At 37.6% G+C, this 19,057-nt stretch carries 18 protein-coding genes; 9 read left to right on the top strand and 9 right to left on the bottom strand.

Annotated elements, in window-relative coordinates:
• The first annotated feature begins 61 nt into the window (after window positions 1-61).
• From B0I22_RS02455 to B0I22_RS02430, 6 genes are all read left to right on the top strand, one after another.
• Window positions 62-775 carry an alpha/beta hydrolase-fold protein gene (locus B0I22_RS02455; RefSeq protein ID WP_133943019.1) on the top strand — a complete coding sequence of 238 codons (714 nt, stop codon included), beginning with the start codon at window positions 62-64 and terminating at the stop codon, window positions 773-775.
• Between the two features lie 101 nt (window positions 776-876).
• Window positions 877-1,827, top strand: coding sequence for an ATP-grasp domain-containing protein (locus B0I22_RS02450; RefSeq protein WP_133943018.1), 951 nt, complete (start codon window positions 877-879; stop codon window positions 1,825-1,827).
• Window positions 1,828-2,108: 281 nt separating this feature from the next.
• Entirely contained in the window at window positions 2,109-3,212 is a 1,104-nt protein-coding gene (locus B0I22_RS02445; protein WP_133943017.1) for a carboxylate-amine ligase, read from the top strand.
• A 79-nt stretch (window positions 3,213-3,291) separates the two neighbouring features.
• A complete protein-coding gene (locus B0I22_RS02440) occupies window positions 3,292-4,128 on the top strand; it encodes a type 1 glutamine amidotransferase (protein ID WP_246022129.1) in 837 nt (278 codons plus the stop codon).
• A 25-nt stretch (window positions 4,129-4,153) separates the two neighbouring features.
• Window positions 4,154-5,335: a hypothetical protein gene (locus B0I22_RS02435; RefSeq protein WP_133943016.1), complete on the top strand. Its 1,182-nt coding sequence runs from the start codon at window positions 4,154-4,156 to the stop codon at window positions 5,333-5,335.
• A gap of 81 nt (window positions 5,336-5,416) precedes the next feature.
• Complete coding sequence (locus tag B0I22_RS02430; protein ID WP_133943015.1) at window positions 5,417-6,121, top strand: YetF domain-containing protein; 705 nt, start codon at window positions 5,417-5,419, stop codon at window positions 6,119-6,121.
• On the opposite strand, the gene B0I22_RS02425 is transcribed toward B0I22_RS02430, so the two are convergent.
• The 3 genes from B0I22_RS02425 to B0I22_RS02415 form a co-directional block, all read right to left on the bottom strand.
• Entirely contained in the window at window positions 6,118-6,771 is a 654-nt protein-coding gene (locus B0I22_RS02425; RefSeq protein ID WP_133943014.1) for an HAD family hydrolase, read from the bottom strand. The two genes, B0I22_RS02430 and B0I22_RS02425, sit on opposite strands and share 4 nt — an antisense overlap.
• 158 nt (window positions 6,772-6,929) lie before the next feature.
• Window positions 6,930-7,952 (bottom strand): WD40/YVTN/BNR-like repeat-containing protein, encoded by a 1,023-nt coding sequence (locus B0I22_RS02420; RefSeq protein WP_133943013.1) that lies wholly within the window; start codon window positions 7,950-7,952, stop codon window positions 6,930-6,932.
• An 86-nt stretch (window positions 7,953-8,038) separates the two neighbouring features.
• A complete protein-coding gene (locus B0I22_RS02415; RefSeq protein ID WP_133943012.1) occupies window positions 8,039-9,682 on the bottom strand; it encodes an APC family permease in 1,644 nt (547 codons plus the stop codon).
• Window positions 9,683-9,862: 180 nt separating this feature from the next.
• Between B0I22_RS02415 and pnuC the strand changes: the two genes are divergently transcribed.
• Entirely contained in the window at window positions 9,863-10,525 is a 663-nt protein-coding gene (pnuC, locus tag B0I22_RS02410) for a nicotinamide riboside transporter PnuC (RefSeq protein WP_133943011.1), read from the top strand.
• On the opposite strand, the gene B0I22_RS02405 is transcribed toward pnuC, so the two are convergent.
• The 4 genes from B0I22_RS02405 to B0I22_RS02390 form a co-directional block, all read right to left on the bottom strand.
• Complete coding sequence (locus tag B0I22_RS02405) at window positions 10,511-10,747, bottom strand: hypothetical protein (protein WP_133943010.1); 237 nt, start codon at window positions 10,745-10,747, stop codon at window positions 10,511-10,513. The genes pnuC and B0I22_RS02405 overlap by 15 nt on opposite strands.
• 51 nt (window positions 10,748-10,798) lie before the next feature.
• Window positions 10,799-11,227, bottom strand: coding sequence for a DUF4268 domain-containing protein (locus B0I22_RS02400; RefSeq protein ID WP_133943009.1), 429 nt, complete (start codon window positions 11,225-11,227; stop codon window positions 10,799-10,801).
• A gap of 106 nt (window positions 11,228-11,333) precedes the next feature.
• Window positions 11,334-12,269: an NAD(P)H-dependent flavin oxidoreductase gene (locus tag B0I22_RS02395; RefSeq protein WP_133943941.1), complete on the bottom strand. Its 936-nt coding sequence runs from the start codon at window positions 12,267-12,269 to the stop codon at window positions 11,334-11,336.
• Window positions 12,270-12,589: 320 nt separating this feature from the next.
• Window positions 12,590-16,315, bottom strand: coding sequence for a T9SS-dependent choice-of-anchor J family protein (locus tag B0I22_RS02390; protein ID WP_133943008.1), 3,726 nt, complete (start codon window positions 16,313-16,315; stop codon window positions 12,590-12,592).
• A 406-nt stretch (window positions 16,316-16,721) separates the two neighbouring features.
• On the opposite strand from B0I22_RS02390, the gene B0I22_RS02385 reads away from it, so the two are divergent.
• Together B0I22_RS02385 and B0I22_RS02380 are read left to right on the top strand one after the other, a co-directional pair.
• Window positions 16,722-17,510, top strand: coding sequence for a HipA family kinase (locus tag B0I22_RS02385; RefSeq protein ID WP_133943007.1), 789 nt, complete (start codon window positions 16,722-16,724; stop codon window positions 17,508-17,510).
• Window positions 17,488-17,871: a DUF3037 domain-containing protein gene (locus B0I22_RS02380; RefSeq protein WP_133943006.1), complete on the top strand. Its 384-nt coding sequence runs from the start codon at window positions 17,488-17,490 to the stop codon at window positions 17,869-17,871. Before B0I22_RS02385 ends, B0I22_RS02380 begins: the two co-directional genes overlap by 23 nt.
• A 170-nt stretch (window positions 17,872-18,041) precedes the next feature.
• On the opposite strand, the gene B0I22_RS02375 is transcribed toward B0I22_RS02380, so the two are convergent.
• Both B0I22_RS02375 and B0I22_RS02370 read right to left on the bottom strand, forming a co-directional pair.
• Complete coding sequence (locus tag B0I22_RS02375) at window positions 18,042-18,560, bottom strand: GNAT family N-acetyltransferase (RefSeq protein ID WP_133943005.1); 519 nt, start codon at window positions 18,558-18,560, stop codon at window positions 18,042-18,044.
• 49 nt (window positions 18,561-18,609) lie between these two features.
• A complete protein-coding gene (locus tag B0I22_RS02370; RefSeq protein WP_133943004.1) occupies window positions 18,610-18,972 on the bottom strand; it encodes a nuclear transport factor 2 family protein in 363 nt (120 codons plus the stop codon).
• Between the last annotated feature and the right edge of the window lie 85 nt (window positions 18,973-19,057).

Here is a 19,057-nt window from a genome sequence, read left to right as displayed (position 1 = left end):
TAATCATTCATCGTTTATCATTTATCATTCATTAACTATCATTCATCAATTATAAAAAGGTATGCCTCAAATTACACATACAGATTACTACTCACATATTCTCGGGATGAGCCTTCAGGTGGAAGTTACCGGACATTTTGGAATTCCAGTTATTATGTTTCCGACGTCACAAGGTTCTTATACTCAGAATGCAGATTTCCATCTCAACGGAAGCATTTCGCATTTTACAGACAGTGGAAAATTGAAATTGTTTAATATTCAAACTATCGACAAATTCAGTTTCTACGACAAGGGAATTTCGCCTTACGAAAGAATTCGAAACTACGAAATGTACGTTCAGTTCTTGGTTCAGGAGTTTATTCCATACATCCAGAGAACGCACAATACGCATCGAGTTGTCGTAGCAGGCGCAAGTTTCGGTGGTTATCACGCAGCTAATTTTGCTTTTAGGTTTCCGGATTTGGTTTCACATCTTTTCTGTCTGTCTGGCGCTTTTACAATTAGAAGTTTTATGGATGGTTATGATGACCAATTAATTTATTTCAATTGTCCAGATGAATTTATCAAGAATGATGAAGCCTGGAAGTACAAGCATATGCACATCGTCCTCAGTACTTCTGACCGTGACATTTGCCTTGAACCAACGAGAAAAATGGCAGGCATTTTAACATCAAAAGGAATCAATCACTGGTATGATGAAGCAAAATGGATAGACCACGATTGGGTACTTTGGAGAATGGTTTTCCCGAAATTCATTGGGCGGTTTTTTGGATAAAAATTATTGAATACTCATTAATCGTAAAATTGTAAAATCGCTAAACTTTGAAATATACAATAAACGATTCAACAAATTAACAAATTAACAAATCATAAATTATGGCAAAAAAAATTGGAATTTTATTCGGAATGGAAGACACTTTTCCGTGGGCATTTATTGATAAAGTGAACGAACTCGGGAAAGGCGAATACATCGCAGAAGCTGTCCAAATTGACAAATTGGAACAAGGCGCAGATTACGGTTACGCCGTGATTATCGACAGAATTTCGCAAGACGTTCCATTCTACAGAGCTTATCTTAAAAATGCAGCAATGAGCGGAACTTACGTCATCAACAATCCATTTTGGTGGAGCGCAGATGAGAAATTTTTCAACAACGCATTGATGTCAAAAATCGGAATTCCTTTGCCGAAAACAGTTTTGCTCCCGTCTTATGAAAGACCAGAAAACACATCAGAAACATCATTCAGAAACTTAAAATTCCCTCACGATTGGGATTATATTTTTGATTATGTTGGATTTCCAGCTTATATGAAACCGCACGATGGTGGAGGCTGGAGAAATGTTTACAGAGTTGAAAGTCCAGAAGATATGTGGGCAAAACACGCTGAGACAGAGCAGTTGGTAATGATGGTGCAGGAAGAAATCATTTTCGAGGATTACTATCGCGTGTATTGTTTGGGCAGAAAGTACGTTCACATAATGCCGTACGAACCTAGAAATCCACATCATTTGAGATATGCAACAACACATCAAACCGAAGGTGCAGCAAGAGAAAAGTTGCTTAAAACCATCACGGATTATACTTTAAAAATGAATGAAGCATTGGGCTATGATTTCAACACCGTAGAATTTGCGGTGAGAGACGGCATTCCTTACGCGATTGACTTCTGTAATCCTGCGCCAGATGCGGACAAGAATTCTGTTGGAGAAGAAAACTTTGCTTGGATTGTAGAGCACTCTGCAAAATTGGCCATCGAAAAAGCAAAAGATTACAAACCAGGAAAAGTGAATATCAACTGGGGGAAATTTGTAACAAATAAACTTTAAAATTTTATTTGATGACACAATTTGGAACGCAGAATCTTTGCAGCCCGACTTATCTAATCTTTTCTATTTTTTTATTTGAATCGATGAACCACTGCGTTAGGTTTAAGCGAATCCTTTTTTGCTTGTACTCGAGTTCTACTTAAACTGAAATCTTGAGCAAAAAAGATTGACTTCGTCGAACCACTTCGTTAGGTTTGGGAGCGGAAAGTGGATTAAGCTGCCCAAATTGTATCATTAATAAAGCAACTACTAACTAACTTTAACTAACAAACACAAATAATATGCACAGATTTACAATAGGTGTAGAAGAAGAATATCAAATCATAGACGCAGAAACTCGGGATCTGGTCTCGCACGTTTCAAAAATAATCGAAGGTGGAAAAGCCGTTCTCAGCGAAAACTTAAAACACGAAATGCACGAATCTGTGGTGGAAATGGAAACTGGCATCTGTGAAAATATCCAACAAGCACGACAAGAATTAACAGACCTCAGAAGACATCTTGTAAAAACGGCTCACGACCAGGGATTGCGAGTTTCTGGTGGTGGAACACATCCATTTTCGCATTGGAAAGACAACCTTATCACAAAAGATGCGAGATACGACAAAATTGTCAGCGATTTGGGCGATGTTGCAAGATCAAATCTAATCTTCGGATTGCACGTTCACATCGGGATTCCAGATCGTGAAGAGGGAATTAGAATTCAAAATGTGATGCGCTATTTCTTGCCACACGTTTACGCTTTGTCCACCAATTCGCCGTTTTGGGTTGGGAGATTGACGGGCTTCAAATCTTACAGACAGGAAGTTTTCGCTAAGTTCCCAAGAACAGGTTTGCCAAGTTATTTCGGTAGTGTTGCGGAGTTTGATGCGTATGTGAATCTAATGGTAAAAACCGGAACGATCGACAATGCCAAGAAAATCTGGTGGGATTTGCGAGTTCATCCCTTCTACCCGACTATCGAATTCAGGATTTGCGATATGCCAATGACGATTGACGAAACGGTTTGTCTTGCGGCAATTATGCAATCGCTGGTGGCAAAAATATACAAAATGCACCAGCAAAATACGAGCTACAGAAGTTACAGAAGATTGCTATTGACCGAAAACAAATGGCGCGCTTCCAAAGACGGAATCGATGCTCATCTGATTGATTTTGGGAAAGAAGCAAGCGTTCCTTATCGTGACCTTTTGGAAGAATTATTGGCTTTCATCGATGATGTTGTTGATGATTTGGGCTGTAGAAAGGAAGTGGAATATGCGAGAGAAATCTGCAAAATGGGAACTGGCGCAGACCGTCAATTGAAAGTCTTCCACGAAAGTGGTGGCGACCTGAAAAAAGTCGTGGATTATATGATTTATGAGACGGAAAAAGGATTGTTTTAATTGATAACTGATGAATCCGATTTTTCATATAAAATGACCTCAAATTTAAAATTCTTAATTTTGTAGAAAATTTATGAATATGAGTAAGAATGATGTAAGAATTGCGCTTTTGGATATGAATAATAACCATCCGAATCAAGGGATGCGCAATATTAAAGAATTATCTCAAACTTTTCAGGAGCAGTCCGACGATAATGTTTCGGTAGAAATCTTCGACGTTCGTTACAAAAACGAAATACCAAACATTAATGACTTTGATATATTTTTATCTTCCGGAGGACCTGGAAATCCTCACAGAGAAGGCTACGAATGGGAAAATAAATATGCTGATTTCTTAAATCAAATTTGGGAACATAATCAAAATAATGAACAGAAAAAATACGCTTTTTTGGTTTGTCATTCTTTCCAATTGGCGGTGATTCATTTTGGAATTGCAAATGTTTGCAAGAGAAAATCCTATTCTTTTGGCGTGATGCCCATTCACAAATCGGAAGACGGCGAGAAAGAATTTTTGTTCAAAAACTTGCCAGATCCTTTCTACGCAGTAGATTCCAGAGGTTATCAATGCATTGAACCAAATCAGGAAAAAATCGATGAATTGGGAATGAAAGTTGTCGCTCTTGAAAAAATCCGCCCAACAGTTCATTTGGAAAGAGCGCTGATGGCGGTTCGTTTTTCCGATGAAATCTTTGGAACACAATTCCATCCAGAAGCTGATCCAACAGGATTTGTGAAAAATCTGGAGGATGAAAAAAATAAGACTGCAATGATCGAAACTTTCGGAATGGAAAAATATCTAGAAACCATCGACAGAATGAATGATGAAGACAAGATTGTACTGACACAAGCGCAAATCATTCCAAGGTTTCTGAAATTTGCTTCAGAAAAAATTGCGAAAAATTTAGCTTATAGTTAATTAAAAAAAACACCAAACACAAACTATGATTCCAAAATACAGAACCCAATTTAACATAGAATTTTCTGCAGAAACTTACAAGAAAACACACGAGCTAATCATAGAGAAATGCGGTCACGAAGCCGCGTTTCGCCTTTCTGAAAGTCCGATTTTCCTTACTAATGATTTTTGGAACAAGCTGGACGACGCTTCGAAGTCAATCATTTCGCAAATCAAAAATATGTCTGATGAAGAACTGAGCAAAGCGATTCCTGCCAATTGCAACGTTCCGAATGACACCAAGCAACCTCATTTTTTGGCGATTGATTTCGGAATTTGTCAGGATGAAAATGGCGAGATCATTCCGCAGTTGATAGAGTTGCAGGCTTTCCCAAGTTTGTTCGGTTTTCAAAGATTATTTGAGGAAGTGATCACGGAAGTTTATCCTTTTTTGAATGATTTGAAAAAGTCACTTTCACAGGAAGAATTTGTTGAAAAATTGAAAGCTGTAATTGTAGGAGACGAGAATCCTGAGAATGTCATCTTGCTGGAAATCTATCCTGAGAAGCAAAAAACAGCGGTTGATTTTATATTGACAGAGCAATTGTTGGGAATCAAAACGGTTTGTCTGACAAAAGTTAAAAAAGAAGGCAAAAAATTATTTTATGAGAAAGATGGAAAATTAATTCCAATCAACCGAATTTACAATCGAGTGATCTTTGATGAGTTGGATAAGATCGAAGGCTTGAAAACAGAATTTGATTTCCGTGAAAATGTGGATGTTGAATGGGTCACGCATCCGAATTGGTTTTTCAAAGTTTCAAAATATATTCTTCCAAAGTTGAAACACGCGTTTGTCCCGAAAAGTTATTTCTTATCTGATTTTCCTGAGACTGAAACGCTTGAAAATTTTGTATTGAAACCACTTTTCTCGTTTGCAGGAAGTGGCGTCAATCTGGATCCGACTCAAGAAATCATTAATCAAATTAATGACAAGGAAAATTACATCCTTCAAAGAAAAGTCACATACGCTCCACTTTTTGAAGACATCAATGGTGAATTTTCCAAAGCAGAAATCCGTTTGCTATTTGGTTGGGATCCAAAGAAAGAAGACCCAGAACTTCTTGTCAATCTTGTGAGAATGACGAAAGCAGCGATGGTGAATGTAGATTTCAATAAGAAAGATGCGATTTGGATCGGGAGTTCTATGGCGTTTTTTGGGGAGTAAATATTTTTAAGTATCAAATGGTACAATCAAAATATTAATTTTCCTCTGGCGTATTTTTTGACATAGCTTCTCAAAAAAACTATGTTCCTCACCAGCGATTCTTTCGACCTTAAACAAATTCTACTCGGTTCTGAAGAATGGAGTTTTCTATTAGAAACGATTCTAAGAACAAGTATTATGTTCTTTATTATCATTTTCGGACTTCGGCTTTTGGGGAAACGAGGTGTTAAGCAATTATCCGTTTTTGAATTGGTGGTAATTATCGGATTGGGTTCTGCGGCGGGAGATCCGATGTTTTACAAAGATGTTGGAATTATGCCGGCTTTGGTGGTTTTCACAATGATCATCAGTCTTTACACGATCATCACTTACATTATTAGCAAAAGTAAAAAGTTCGAAAAACTGGTTGAAGGAAAACCAATTTGTTTGATTGATCAAGGTGTTTTCTGCATTGAGGATTTCAAAAAAGAATCTCTTGGCGAGGATGAATTTTTCTCTGAATTGAGATTGAAAGGTGTTTCTCATCTTGGCCAAATCGAAAAAGCAATTGAGGAAATTTCGGGTGAAATCAGCGTATTTTATTATGAAGACAAAGACATCAAATATGGTTTGCCAATAATGCCGAATTCATTAGAAAAAGCTGTCAAAACATTTCATCAACAAGCTCATTATTCCTGCACATTTTGCGGTTATACAAAAGAATTTGAGACTCACGAAAAAAGCACTTGCAAGGTTTGTGGCAAAGAGGAATGGGTGGAATCTTCAAACAAAAAGAGGATTTCTTAAATCAATTCCAATTCTTCCACTTTCAACTCATCAAAATGATGAATGACCAAATCTGCGGTTTCGTAGTTTTGATTTTTACTGTTTTCACTTTTATAACCAACACAAAATATGTCTGCGCCATTCGCCGCCAAAATTCCGTTGGTGCTGTCTTCTATGACGATGCATTTGGACTTGTCATTTCCTGAAAGTCTTTGGGCTTCTATGAAAATCGCCGGATGTGGTTTGGATTCCGGGAAATCTTCGCCACTCACGAGATGCGTAAAAAATGGAAATAAATTGAAACGTTTGAAAACTCGGTCAATTGTAGATTTGGCTGCTGAAGATGCTAAAATTAATTGAAAATTGGCAGAGTGAAGCTCATTAATCAAAACTTCTACGCCATCTAGCAATTTCAGAGCTGGATCTGAATCGAATAAACCGTAGAAAATAATTCTTTTTCTTGCAATTAAATCTTCAACTTCACTATCAATTCCGAAAATATCTTTGACCATTTGATAGACGTTTCGGGTAGATTTGCCTGTGAATTTTGAGAAAAGTTCTGTGTCAACTTCGATATTCAATTCCGCGAAATGTTGGTAGTAAGCTTTTTTGTGAAGTGGTTCTGTATCTACAATCACGCCGTCCATATCAAAAATAACCGTGTTCTTCATCTTCAAATTTCTCTTTTCAATTTCATTAATTCGGTACAAAAATAAGGATTTTGATTTTAATGTTTGATTTAAACGCAAAGTCCGCAAAGGTTTCTTTGAGCTTAATGAAAATATTTTCAGTGTTCGCGAAGACGCTCAGCAAAGATTATTTGTAAGAATTATTGAAAAGTTAATCTTATGATTTTATCTTTTCCTGCTAAGATTAAAGTGTCTTTGTCTACCCATTCGCAGGCGTAGAGATTTTTCTCGTCTGAAATTTTTGTCCAACTTTTACCATAGTCTGAAGAAAAACTGATGTGCTGATCACCAACTGCCACGATTTCTTTTCCTCTAGTTTTCGGACGGAATTTGACGCAAGTCATATAACCGGCATTTTGTCCGCTGGCTTGGATTTGCCAGGTTTGTCCACCGTCGTTTGTGGTGGCGATATTGTTGATGTTATCAGCTTGTTTGGTGTAATCTCCGCCGACTGCTATTCCAGAAGTCTCACTATAAAAATCAATAGAATAAATTCCTTTAGAAGAAGTTCCCTGAGCAAATGGTGTTTCGAATACTTTCCAATTGCAATCTTTGTATCTCATCCGATATATTCTAGATTTCATCCCGCCAGTAGCAATCCAAATAACATTTCCAAAACTTGCAATATTGGTATTGCTTGCCGCAAAAGCCGCTTCTCCTTTTTCTAAATAAGGAAAATCTTTACAGTCATTGCAATGAATCCATTTTGATCCGCCATTTCTGGTTTGAGAAATATTTAATCTTTGATTTGCAGACGGATCGCTAAATGCCAAGCCAAAATCATTATCCGTAAATTTCATAGCATCATAAAAAGCTGTTGAATCATTATCATTAAATACAACTTTAAAGTCTAAAGTCTTTTTATCAACCTGAAAAAAATAAGCCGGACTTTCTATATTAATAGCATAAAAATATTTTTTATTCTGAGCTAAAGTTCGAAACTGAAGAGATTTTTGAGAAAATTGGAGTTGCTTTTTATTATTGACATTCTTCAAATCCACATATCCAAACTTGGAATCTGTACCTGCATACCAAACTTTTCCATCCCAGAGTTGAATAGCCCGGATGCTGATTTTATCTGTCAGTAATGTATCGATTTTGAATTTCTGAGATAGTAAAAACGTGGAAAGAGTTACGAATGTAAAAGTGATTAGTTTTTTCATTTTATAAAATTAAGGAAAACTGTTCGATGTAATCAATTAGCTCAAAAAAAATTCCGCTCGTTAAAGCGGAATTTATATTTATAAGATTAATCTTTGTTGTCGATATTGATATCTACGTCTTCCAAAGGTTTTTGCTCTGCTTTGAAAGTCTCTCCAAATCCACCGTTTTGAAGTTTTGAATTCTTCTTACTGTAAAGGAAATATATCACAAATCCTAAAGCCAGCCAAATTAAAGAATATTTCTGAGCTTCTGGACTTAGGTTGAAAATCAAATAAACATTGATTAAAATCCCTAAAGTTGCAATCACTGGCAAAGCCGGAACTCTGAAGTTTCTTTGAAGATTCGGTTCTTTTTTTCTTAGGATCCAAACGGCAACACAAACCATTGTGAAGGCAAACAATGTCCCGAAACTCGTCATGTGCGCCAAATCATTGATTGGTGTAAATGCTGCTACAATAGCGATGACAGCTCCTAAAATGTAAAGATTTTTTCTTGGAACGCCAGATTCTGCATCTACTTTTGCAAAAGTCTGAGGAATCAAACCGTCTTTGGACATTCCCAAGAAAATCCTGGATTGTCCCATAATCATTACCATCAAAACTGAAATCAAACCAACTGTAGCCGCAATTGTAATGATGTAACCTGCCCAAGCTTGTCCTGCAATATCAAAGGCGTAAGCTACCGGCGCTTTGATAGCGTCTGGATATTTACCAAGTGGGTTGAAGTCTGTGTAATGCATCATTCCTGTCAAAACCAATGATACCAAAATATATAAAACCGTACAAACCACCAATGATGTGATGATGGCAAAAGGAACATCTTTCTTAGGATTAATAGCTTCTCCCGCTTGAGTAGAAACAGCATCAAAACCTACGTAAGCAAAGAAAATAGCGGCGGCTCCGGCAATAATCCCACCATAACCATAGGCTGGCTCGGATTTTCCATTTTCAATGATTGTTGTAGCTTCTGGAATAAAAGGTGTCCAATTTTCAACATTGATGAAAAATACACCTGCAATAATTACGAAAAGAATCGCTGAAACTTTTAGGATTACAATCGCATTATTTGCTTTTGCCGCGCCTTTGGTTCCTCTAACTAAGATTGAAATCACAAACAATACGATCACCAATGCAGGAAGATTCAGAAACAATTTAAAATCTAAAAGTTGTGGAGCTGCATTGAAATTGTTGATTGTCTCTTGAAAAGCTTGCAGTTTTTCTAATGGCAAGCCTCCTTTCGCAATCTGCGAAGTAGCTTCACCAAAAGCTTTGTTTGCAGTTCCCGGATCAGTCGTCATCCAATATGGCAAATGCAGACCAAACATCTTGAGCAATTTTCCGAAATATCCCGACCACGAAACGGCGACCGTCATAGATCCCATCGCATATTCCAAAATCAATCCCCAACCGATGATCCAAGCGAAAATCTCGCCAACAGTTCCATAAGCATAAGCATACGCAGAACCTTCTACGGGAAGTATGGATGCAAATTCCGCATAGCAAAGCGCTGCAAAAACGCAGGCAATACCAGCGACTACGAAGGAAAGTGCCAAAGCAGGACCAGCATTATAATATGCGCCTGTACCTGTCAAAACAAAAATGCCACCTCCAATGATAGCACCAATTCCAATAGCCGTTAAACTCCATTTTCCCAATACGCGTTTTAGCTGACTCTTTTTGATGTCTGCTTCATACGCTTCCATTGGCTTCTTAATCCAAATATTTGCCATAATTCAATTTTTTAATCCCCAAAAATTTAAGGGGGCTTTTTCTTCTATATTTATTTTTGAATTACGAAAATATTAAAAAATTGCTTTCATTAACTTTTTTTAACTAATTAATTTTACCTATCTGTATTAATTATCAATAAGCATTGTCTTTTTACAACATTAATAATTATCTTTGAGTCTATGAATTTCCTAGAAACCCTCACTGCTCAGTACCAATCTTACGAGACTTATCTAATTATTTGTGAAGCGGTTGCCGTCATTTTTGGAACACTCAGCGTTTTCTTTTCTATCAAAAAAAATATCTGGGTTTACCCAACGGGAATCATTTCCACAGTTTTGTTCATTTACATTATGTACGTTTTCGGTCTTTTGGGTGATATGCTCATTAATGTTTACTACACAGTGATGAGTGTTTACGGTTGGATTCTTTGGTCAAGAAGTTCTGAAGACAGCATCCACGTGGAAGTCAAAAAAGCAAGTTTGAGTGATTGGAAAATTGGAACAGTCTTGTTCCTTGGAAGTTTGTTTTTGGTAGGATTGATCTATTACTACAAACCTTTCATCGATAATCAGTTTTCTATGGAGAATGTAGAAATGGGACTTTATCATCTCGACTGGGCCAATTATACAGACATCATCACCACTTCCCTATTTTTGGTTGGGATGTATTTTATGGCAAAACGAAACATCGAGAATTGGCTTTTCTGGATTGTTGCTGATATTATTTGCGTTCCGATGATGTATAAAAAGGGATTAGCTATTACTTCTATTCAATATATTGTTTTCACAGCGATGGCGATTATCGGATACTTGGAATGGAAGAAAAACTCAATTAAGTCCTGATAATTTCTCCGCATATTCTTTGGCAAAAAGCTCTTTATCTTCTTGTAATTTTTCTAAGGTCTTTGGCAAAATGTAATGGAAAATATATTGGTCGTGCTCATCTGTAAAACCTATTTCTTTCTCTTCACCATCAATCATTTGGGCGAAAATATCCCACATAGATTCCCCTTTTAGTTTTAATAATTCGAAGAAGTCGTTGGCTTTTATCGTAATGTTTTTCATAAATGTAAAATGTATTTTGTAAAAAGTAAAATGTATTTCCTTGAATGCTAACTAAACATCTTTGATAAAATCTTCATACTCATAAAAGAACATCTCAAAGGCATTCATCTTTTCTACAAAGAATTCAAAAATGTCTGGCCAAGTTTGTTTGTTATAGATACTCACTCCGGTTTTCTCCACCCAAATTCGACTGATGACTTTTCCGTTTTCCAAAACATAAAACTCATCTTTTGTAAACGCTCCAATTTCATCTTCCAGAATTGATTCAAGTGACCAAATTTTCTCATAATAAGCATTTCGGAACAGTTCATCTTTCATCTCGATGTCCAAAGAAACCTCAGCTTTTTTGTTGTCCGCATAAAACTTGAAAGAAAAATCCTTGATTTTGGTATCATACAACAACCATTTCCTCGGGAAAGCCTTTCCGAAAGCTGTCCAGAATTCTGTCTTGAGTTGTTGCGCTTCTTGCTTGGAGAACATAAATGATAATTGATGAATGATAATTGATAATTGAAAAAAGAAAAGAGAAATTTGACTTTGTCAGGCTGATTTTCAAATTTTATTCTTTTGCCTTTTATCTTGTTTCTTATAAACTCAAATCTACTTTCGCTTCGTTGAATTCTTTAATTAAATTTTCAAAAACTTTTTCAACGGGAAGAATTTCATCAATCAAAGCAGAAACTTGTCCGATTTCCAATTCGCCCTCTGTGAGATCACCTTCAAACATTCCGAGTTTTGCGCGGGCTCTTCCCAAAGTTTCTTTCAACGCTTCAACATTTCTGCCAGATTCGTAAAGACTTTCCAAATCGTGGTAGAATTTATTTTTAATTAATCGAACGGGCGCCAATTCTTTCAAAGTCAATTGCGTGTCGCCTTCCTTGAGTTCTGTGATTTTGTTTTTGAAATTATCGTGTGAACTGGCTTCAACTGTCGCTGCAAAACGAGAACCGATTTGAACGCCGTCTGCTCCAAGGATCATAGCTGCTTTCATCTGACTTCCTAGTCCAATTCCGCCAGCTGCGATGAGTGGAATATCGATATGTTTTTTGACATTTGGAATTAGGCAAAGTGTTGTGGTTTCTTCTCTCCCATTATGCCCGCCTGCTTCGAAACCTTCTGCTACAACTGCATCTACATCTGCGTCCTGACACTTCAAAGCAAATTTGGAACTCGCCACCACGTGAGCTACTTTAATGCCTTCTTTTTTCAAAGTTTCGGTGTAGGTTTTGGGATTTCCTGCTGATGTGAAGACAATCTTCACATCCTCTTCCAGAATGATATTGATGATCTCCTCAATATTTGGATAAAGCAAAGCGATATTAACCCCAAAAGGTTTATCAGTCGCCGCCTTACACTTCTGAATATTTTCTCTGAGAATATCCGGATACATACTTGCGGAACCAATCAACCCTAATCCACCATTGTTAGAAACCGCAGAAGCCAACTTCCAACCTGAATGCCAAATCATTCCGCCTTGGATGATTGGATATTTGATATTGAAAAGCTGTGTGATTCTGTTCATTCCGTGATATTGTTTTTGAGCAATTCCGAAGTCTATGAAGCTGGACATTGATTTTATTTTTTTCAAAAATAAGGATTCGTTTTCTATTATTCAAAAAACCTTTCTTCCATTCAATTTTAATTTCCAAAAAGTTAGCTTTTTACAAACTTGAAATAAGCTTCACAAAAAAATGAAAGATTCTAGCCACAGAAAGCAAGCCTGCTATTGAGTGGTGGCAAGCCTGCTAATTAATCATATCTTGAAAATGATGTTTAATCATTAAGAAAATACAAAAAGCCATCACACAGTGTGATGGCTCTCATACAATTATAATTTAAGTTTTAGTTTTTGATAAACTTGATGGTCTGTACACCTTTATCTGTAAAGATCTTAATCAGATATGTTCCTTGAATTAATGTATGGACATTCAGTTTTCGTTCGCCCAACATTGTTTTCTCAGAGACTTTCTTACCATCGATTGACATAATCACAATCTTATTAATCTTATCCTGTCCACTGAAGTGTAACACTTCTCTCACCGGGTTTGGATAGATTTGGATTTTAATTTTACCATTCGCATTATTAACTCCCAGATCTTCATTCCAAGCTAAAACGGCTAATGATGTTTTAGATTCGCATCCGCCAACAGTTTGAGTTGCAAAATAAGTTGTATTGTTTACAATCAAAGTACTTAGCGGTAAATCATTAATATGATTGGTTGCATCGTCAGCTGTTGCATACCATTTAATTCCTTCACCAGTCGCAACTAAAACACTTAGTGTATCTCCAGCCTCGAAGGTTTGTGTGGCAGCACCTGTTGGCGCATCCACCGCTTCTGCTTCTGTGATTGTAAATGATTGAGTGGTCTGACAGTTATTAGCATCTGTAACCGTTACCACATATTCACCAGCAGCAAGACCACTTGCCGTAGCCGCTGTTCCACCGCTTGGTGACCAGCTGTAAGTGTAAGCTCCAGTTCCTCCTGTAACATTTACTGTAGCTGAGCCTGTTGCACTGCCATTACAAGCAACATTATTTTGCGTACCAGCAGTTGCTACCAATGCGGTAGGTTCTGTAATAGTTATCGAAAGACTTCCTGTACAACCATTGGCATCTTTTATAATAACAGTGTATTCACCAGCAGCAAGACCTGTTCTATCCTGTGTAATGATACCATTACCCCAATCAAATGTGTACGGAGCGGTTCCACCAGATGGAGTGAGTGTAATTGTTCCATTTGAACCTGTATTACAACTTACATTAGTCTTAGTTGTTGAACCAGTTACAGAAGACACTGTTAATGTTGCACTTTCTGATGTCGCATTCGGTGTACAAGCTCCAGTAGCTATAGCTCTATATACATAACCATTAAGTCCTGCGGTTGCATTTGTAATAGTTAGTGTAGCTGTTGTTGCCCCTGAATATGGTGCTGTATTGCTGACATTAGTAAAACCAGAACCCTGATCAACCTGCCATTGATAACCTGTAGCATCACTTGCTGTTGCTGTAAATGTAGTATTAGCTCCCTCACAAATTGTACTTGCGCTCGGTTGTGAAGTTATTGCTGGCGCTGAATTAATGGTTAAAGCAACACTATTTGATCTCGCATTCGGCGTACAAGCTCCAGTAGCTATAGCTCTATATACATAACCATTAAGTCCTGCGGTTGCATTTGTAATAGTTAGTGTAGCTGTTGTTGCCCCGGAATATGGTGCTCCATTCGATACATTGCTAAAACCAGCACCTTGATCTACTTGCCATTGATAACCTGTAGCATTACTTGCCGCTACTGTAAATGTAGTATTAGCTCCTGCACAGATCGTACTTGCGCTTGGTTGTGAAGTTATTGCTGGCGCTGAATTAATGGTTAAAGCAACACTATTTGATGTCGCATTCGGCGTACAAGCTCCAGTAGCTATAGCTCTATATACATAACCATTAAGTCCTGCGTTTGCATTTGTAATAGTTAGTGTAGCTGTTGTTGCTCCTGAATATGGTGCTCCGTTGGAAATATTACTAAAACCAGCACCTTGATCAACCTGCCATTGATAACCTGTAGCATCACTTGCTGTTGCTGTAAATGTAGTATTTGCTCCTGCACAAATTGTACTTGCACTTGGTTGTGAAGTTATTGCTGGCGCTGAATTAATGGTTAAAGCAACACTATTTGATGTCGCATTCGGCGTACAAGCTCCAGTAGCTATAGCTCTATATACATAACCATTAAGTCCTGCAGTTGCATTTGTAATAGTTAATGTAGCTGTTGTTGCTCCTGAATATGGTGCTCCGTTGGAAATATTACTAAAACCAGCACCTTGATCAACCTGCCACTGATAACCTGTGGCATTACTTGCTGCAACCGTAAATGTGGTATTAGCTCCGGCACAGATCGTACTTGCGCTTGGTTGTGAAGTTATTGCTGGCGCTGAATTAACAGTTAATGTGGCATTATTTGACACTGCGGAACTACAACCAGCCTGTCCTGTCATCACTACACGATACAGGTAACCATTAAGTCCGGCTGTTGCAGTTGTTATGGTTAAATTACTTGTCGTTGCTCCTGAATATGGCGCTCCATTGGATATATTGCTGAAACCAGCACCTTGATCAACCTGCCATTGATAACTCGTCGCATTACTTGCCGCTACTGCAAATGTGGTATTCGCTCCTGCACAAATTGTACTTGCACTTGGTTGAGTACTAATAACAGTTGTAGGATTCACAGTTATTATTTTACTTGCGGAAGCACTACAGCCATTCGCATCGGTATAGGTGTAAGTAATGGTTTGAGTACCTGATGCTGGATCAAACTGACCGCCACTCACTCCAGTACCACTATATGTACCACCTGCTGGCAAGCCACCAGTCAATGCAATTACCCCCCCATTACTACAGGTTTCAGCAAATGTTGCCAGTGTAACCGTTGGCGCTGTATTGACTGTTATAGTTTTGCTCAAAGTATGAGCACAGCCATAGGGGTCTGTATAATCATAAGTAATAGTTTGCGTTCCCGCTACTGGATCAAATTGACCTCCGCTAACACCTATACCGCTATAAATTCCTCCCGCTGGAGAAGCCTCTGTTAAAGTGTATAAACCAGCATTACTGCATAATGCCGGAAAGTTAGCCATTGTAATTGGATTAGAAGGACAAACTACAGTAATCGAATAAGCTTGTGAACGAGAACATCCACTGGCATCACTTACCGTTGCTGTAAAGTTAAATGTACCCGTTGCCGTAGGTGTTCCTGATATGGTTCCTGAAGAAGATAAAGTCAATCCTGGAGGAAGTGCCCCTGCAGTCACAACGAAACTCGGTGTTCCCAAAGCTCCTGTCTGTGTAAGTGCTGTACTATAAGAATTGCCAGCAGAACCTCCTGCTAAGGCACCACTAGCTGTCATTGTGAATGTAGGACAAGTGTAAGAAGTGTACACCACATTGTCCAAGCCTATATAATCCGAATTAGTTCCTGTAGGTCCAGCAGCTGTAACAAAATATCTAAATGCCAGTCGTCCTGATGTGGGAGCCGGCAAACCAGAAATTGTGATGGTATATTGCGTCCATTGTTTTGGATAACCACCAACAATGAGTGATGGATTAACACTTAAAAGAAGGGTGGTAAAATCTCCTAAAGCAGAAGCTCCACTACCAACATTTGTACTTGCTCCATTTGTACTTAGTCGTACTTCCATACGATCTGGATAATCTTGTCCAACGTCATACTTACGAGTATAGAATGTAATAACATCGCCATTCTTAAATGTTCTGTTAGGAGTTAATAGCCAATTACTAATAACTCCAGTTCCTCCAGCAGTACTATTAAAATTACAAGCGATGTAAGCATTCTCCGCTCCATTATAAGCAATAAACGGACCTCCTGAAGATGGGGGATTACCTTGAAACCAAACAGGATTAGTACCTGCTGGTGCACTATTATTTTGCTGATACCAGCCGCTACCGGCTAGTGTACTAATGTTGTCAAAATTCTCTGTAAATGATTGTGCAAAAATTAATTTTGCCCAAAACACAATTAAGAGAATACCAATTTTTCTGTAAAAATTTCTCATATATATTATTTTTGAGGTTATTCATAGTAGTTTTGAATTAAATTCAACAATAACAACATATCCAAGCACATTTATTACAAATGTAAATATTTATTTGACATAATCTAACTAAATATTTAAATTACATATAAATTACGTAAAAATACGTAACAGCTTTATGGGTGTCTTAATATTGCTATATGTAAATATATCGCATAAACAAACTGTTGAACATATTAAGGGGTGGACAAAGGGGTGGACAAATGATTTTACAAATAATAGCTATTGATTTTCAAAACATTAACAAGCAACAATCCACTTCAATCAATAAGAACTATTTAATTTTCACCATTTATTTCTAACATGGAATTAGTAAATATGCATCCCAATTCTTTTACAAATCCCTATTTTTACAAAAAATTACAAATTGGACTTATCCTTAAGAACAGTTACCGTCACCCGCTACATCCTGCCCTTGCGGGAAGGTGGCTCGTTGCCAGCATTGGCAGAAGCAGACGATGATTTCAAATACGTTTTGAAATTCCGAGGTGCTGGACACGGCGTGAAGGCTTTGATCTCCGAATTAATTGGCGGGAAAATATCTCAGGTGTTGGGATTCCGAATTCCGGAACTGGTGCTTGCTAATCTTTCAGTTGATTTTGGACGAAGTGAGGCTGATGAGGAAATTCAGGACTTATTGAAAAACAGTTGCGGACTGAATCTCGCTCTGCATTACCTTTCCGGCGCAATCACTTACGATCCAGGCGCGGTAAAAATCGATGCAAAATTGTCCTCCGAAATTGTTTGGCTCGATGCTTTTCTTACAAATATCGACCGCACTTTCCGAAATACGAATATGCTGATGTGGCACAAGGAACTTTGGCTGATAGACAATGGTGCATCGCTCTATTTCCACCACAACTGGGACAATTGGGAAAAGAATGCTGTGAGTCCATTTGTGATGATTAAAGACCACGTTTTGCTTCCTCAAGCTTCTGACCTGGATTCTGCTAATGAGAAATTCAAAGCGATTTTGACGGACGAAATTTTGAGAGAAATCGTAGAACTGATTCCTGAAGATTGGTTGCAATGGAACGATACAGACCTTTATCCAAGTGAAATAAAAGAGGTTTATTTCAAATTCCTGACTTTGAGACGCGACAATTCTGATAACTTTTTAAATGAAGCCAAAAATGCAAGAGCAAAAGTTATATGAGTACGCGGTAATCCGATTAGTGCCGAAGCCGGAGCGTGAGGAATTCTTCAACGTTGGTTTGATTTTGTTCTCAAAAAGGGAGAAATTTATTAAAGTTAAAATTCATCTTTGTGAGGAGAAATTTCGGGTCATCCAATCGAAAATCGATTTTGATGATGTGAAAAAACATCTGGAATCATTCGTGAATATTGCCAATGGCGAAAAGTCGGCTGGCTCAATCGCTCAACTCGAAATCCCTGAACGTTTCCGATGGCTGACAGCGGCGAAAAGTTCTATTATTCAAACTTCTCGTCCGCATCCTGGAGCAAGTTTGGATTTGGAGAAGACTTTTGAGAGGTTGTTTGAGGAGTTGGTTTTGTGAGAAGTTTCGAACGAAAAGATTCTGTATTGAAAGCCTAATTTTTTTTTCTAATTGATTTTTGTTTTCCCCAACCCTAAAGGGAGCAAAAATCAATTAGAAATTTCATCGAAATTACTCCCTTTAGGGTTGGGGAAATAATTTCGATGAAATTTTAAATAAGCTCTATCTTTCTAATAATTTTCTTTCTTGATTTCAAAAACAACATTCAGTTTTTCTGGTTCTCCGAAATAGGCCACATTGACCTCGTCCACTTTCTTTGCGCCCAGTTTTTCCATTGCTTTTTGCGAGCGGATATTGTCTTTCCCAACGTGAAAATTAACTTTATCAACGAATTGGAAAATATAATCCATCATCAGCTTTTTGACTTGAGGATTCAGTTTTGAACCCCAGAATTTTGTACCGTAGAAAGTATAGCCGATTAGGATTGAGTTGTCTTCAGCATTATAATCGTAGAATCTCGTGCTCCCCGCAATCTCATTAGATTTCTTATCAATGATTTTAAAAGCGCCTCCACTTTCCATTGCACCTTTGAAGAAATTCTCGAACACTTCCCTTTTGTAACGATCTTTGTTCGGATGTTGCTCCCAAACCAAAGGGTCAGAAGCGACTTCAAATAATTCTTCGAAGTCATTTTGAGTTAAGGGAACAAGTTTGACGTTTTCGTTTTCTAAAGTTGGTTGGATGTTCATTGGTTTAAGGTTTTAGGTGGTTGTTTTAAGGTGGTAGTCTTGATTCATTTTATCCGTGATAAACTCTGGAGAATAAAATTTTTCCGTCTTTGATTTCCAGCACCTCTCCGATTTCCATATCTTCTTCGCCTTCTACATTTCTGGTATATTCCATAAAAACCTGCTCGGAATCTGCTGTTAGTTTATTTACTTGATATTTTAAAGTTGGCAATCTTTCGAAACAGTCTTTCCACCAATTTCTCAAGGCATTTTTTCCTTTGATTAAACCATTAGTTGCTGGGTCTCTTATTTTAAGTTTTGGACTGTAATGCTCTGCAGATTCATCATATAAATTAAGCAAATCATCCAAGTTTTGCTCGTTAAATGCCTTGAACCAAAGGTTGGCAATATCTTTTAAATCTTGTGGATTCATTTTGTTGATAGTTGATAGTTGATAGTTGATAGTTGATAGTTGATAGTTGATAGTTCAAAATTACTAAACCTTGAATATTAAACTT

The sequence above is a fragment of the Epilithonimonas xixisoli genome (assembly GCF_004365655.1).
Classification (GTDB): domain Bacteria; phylum Bacteroidota; class Bacteroidia; order Flavobacteriales; family Weeksellaceae; genus Epilithonimonas; species Epilithonimonas xixisoli.
The sequence above is the reverse complement of the archived record's forward strand: the minus strand, read 5'-3'. Positions and strand labels throughout refer to the sequence as shown.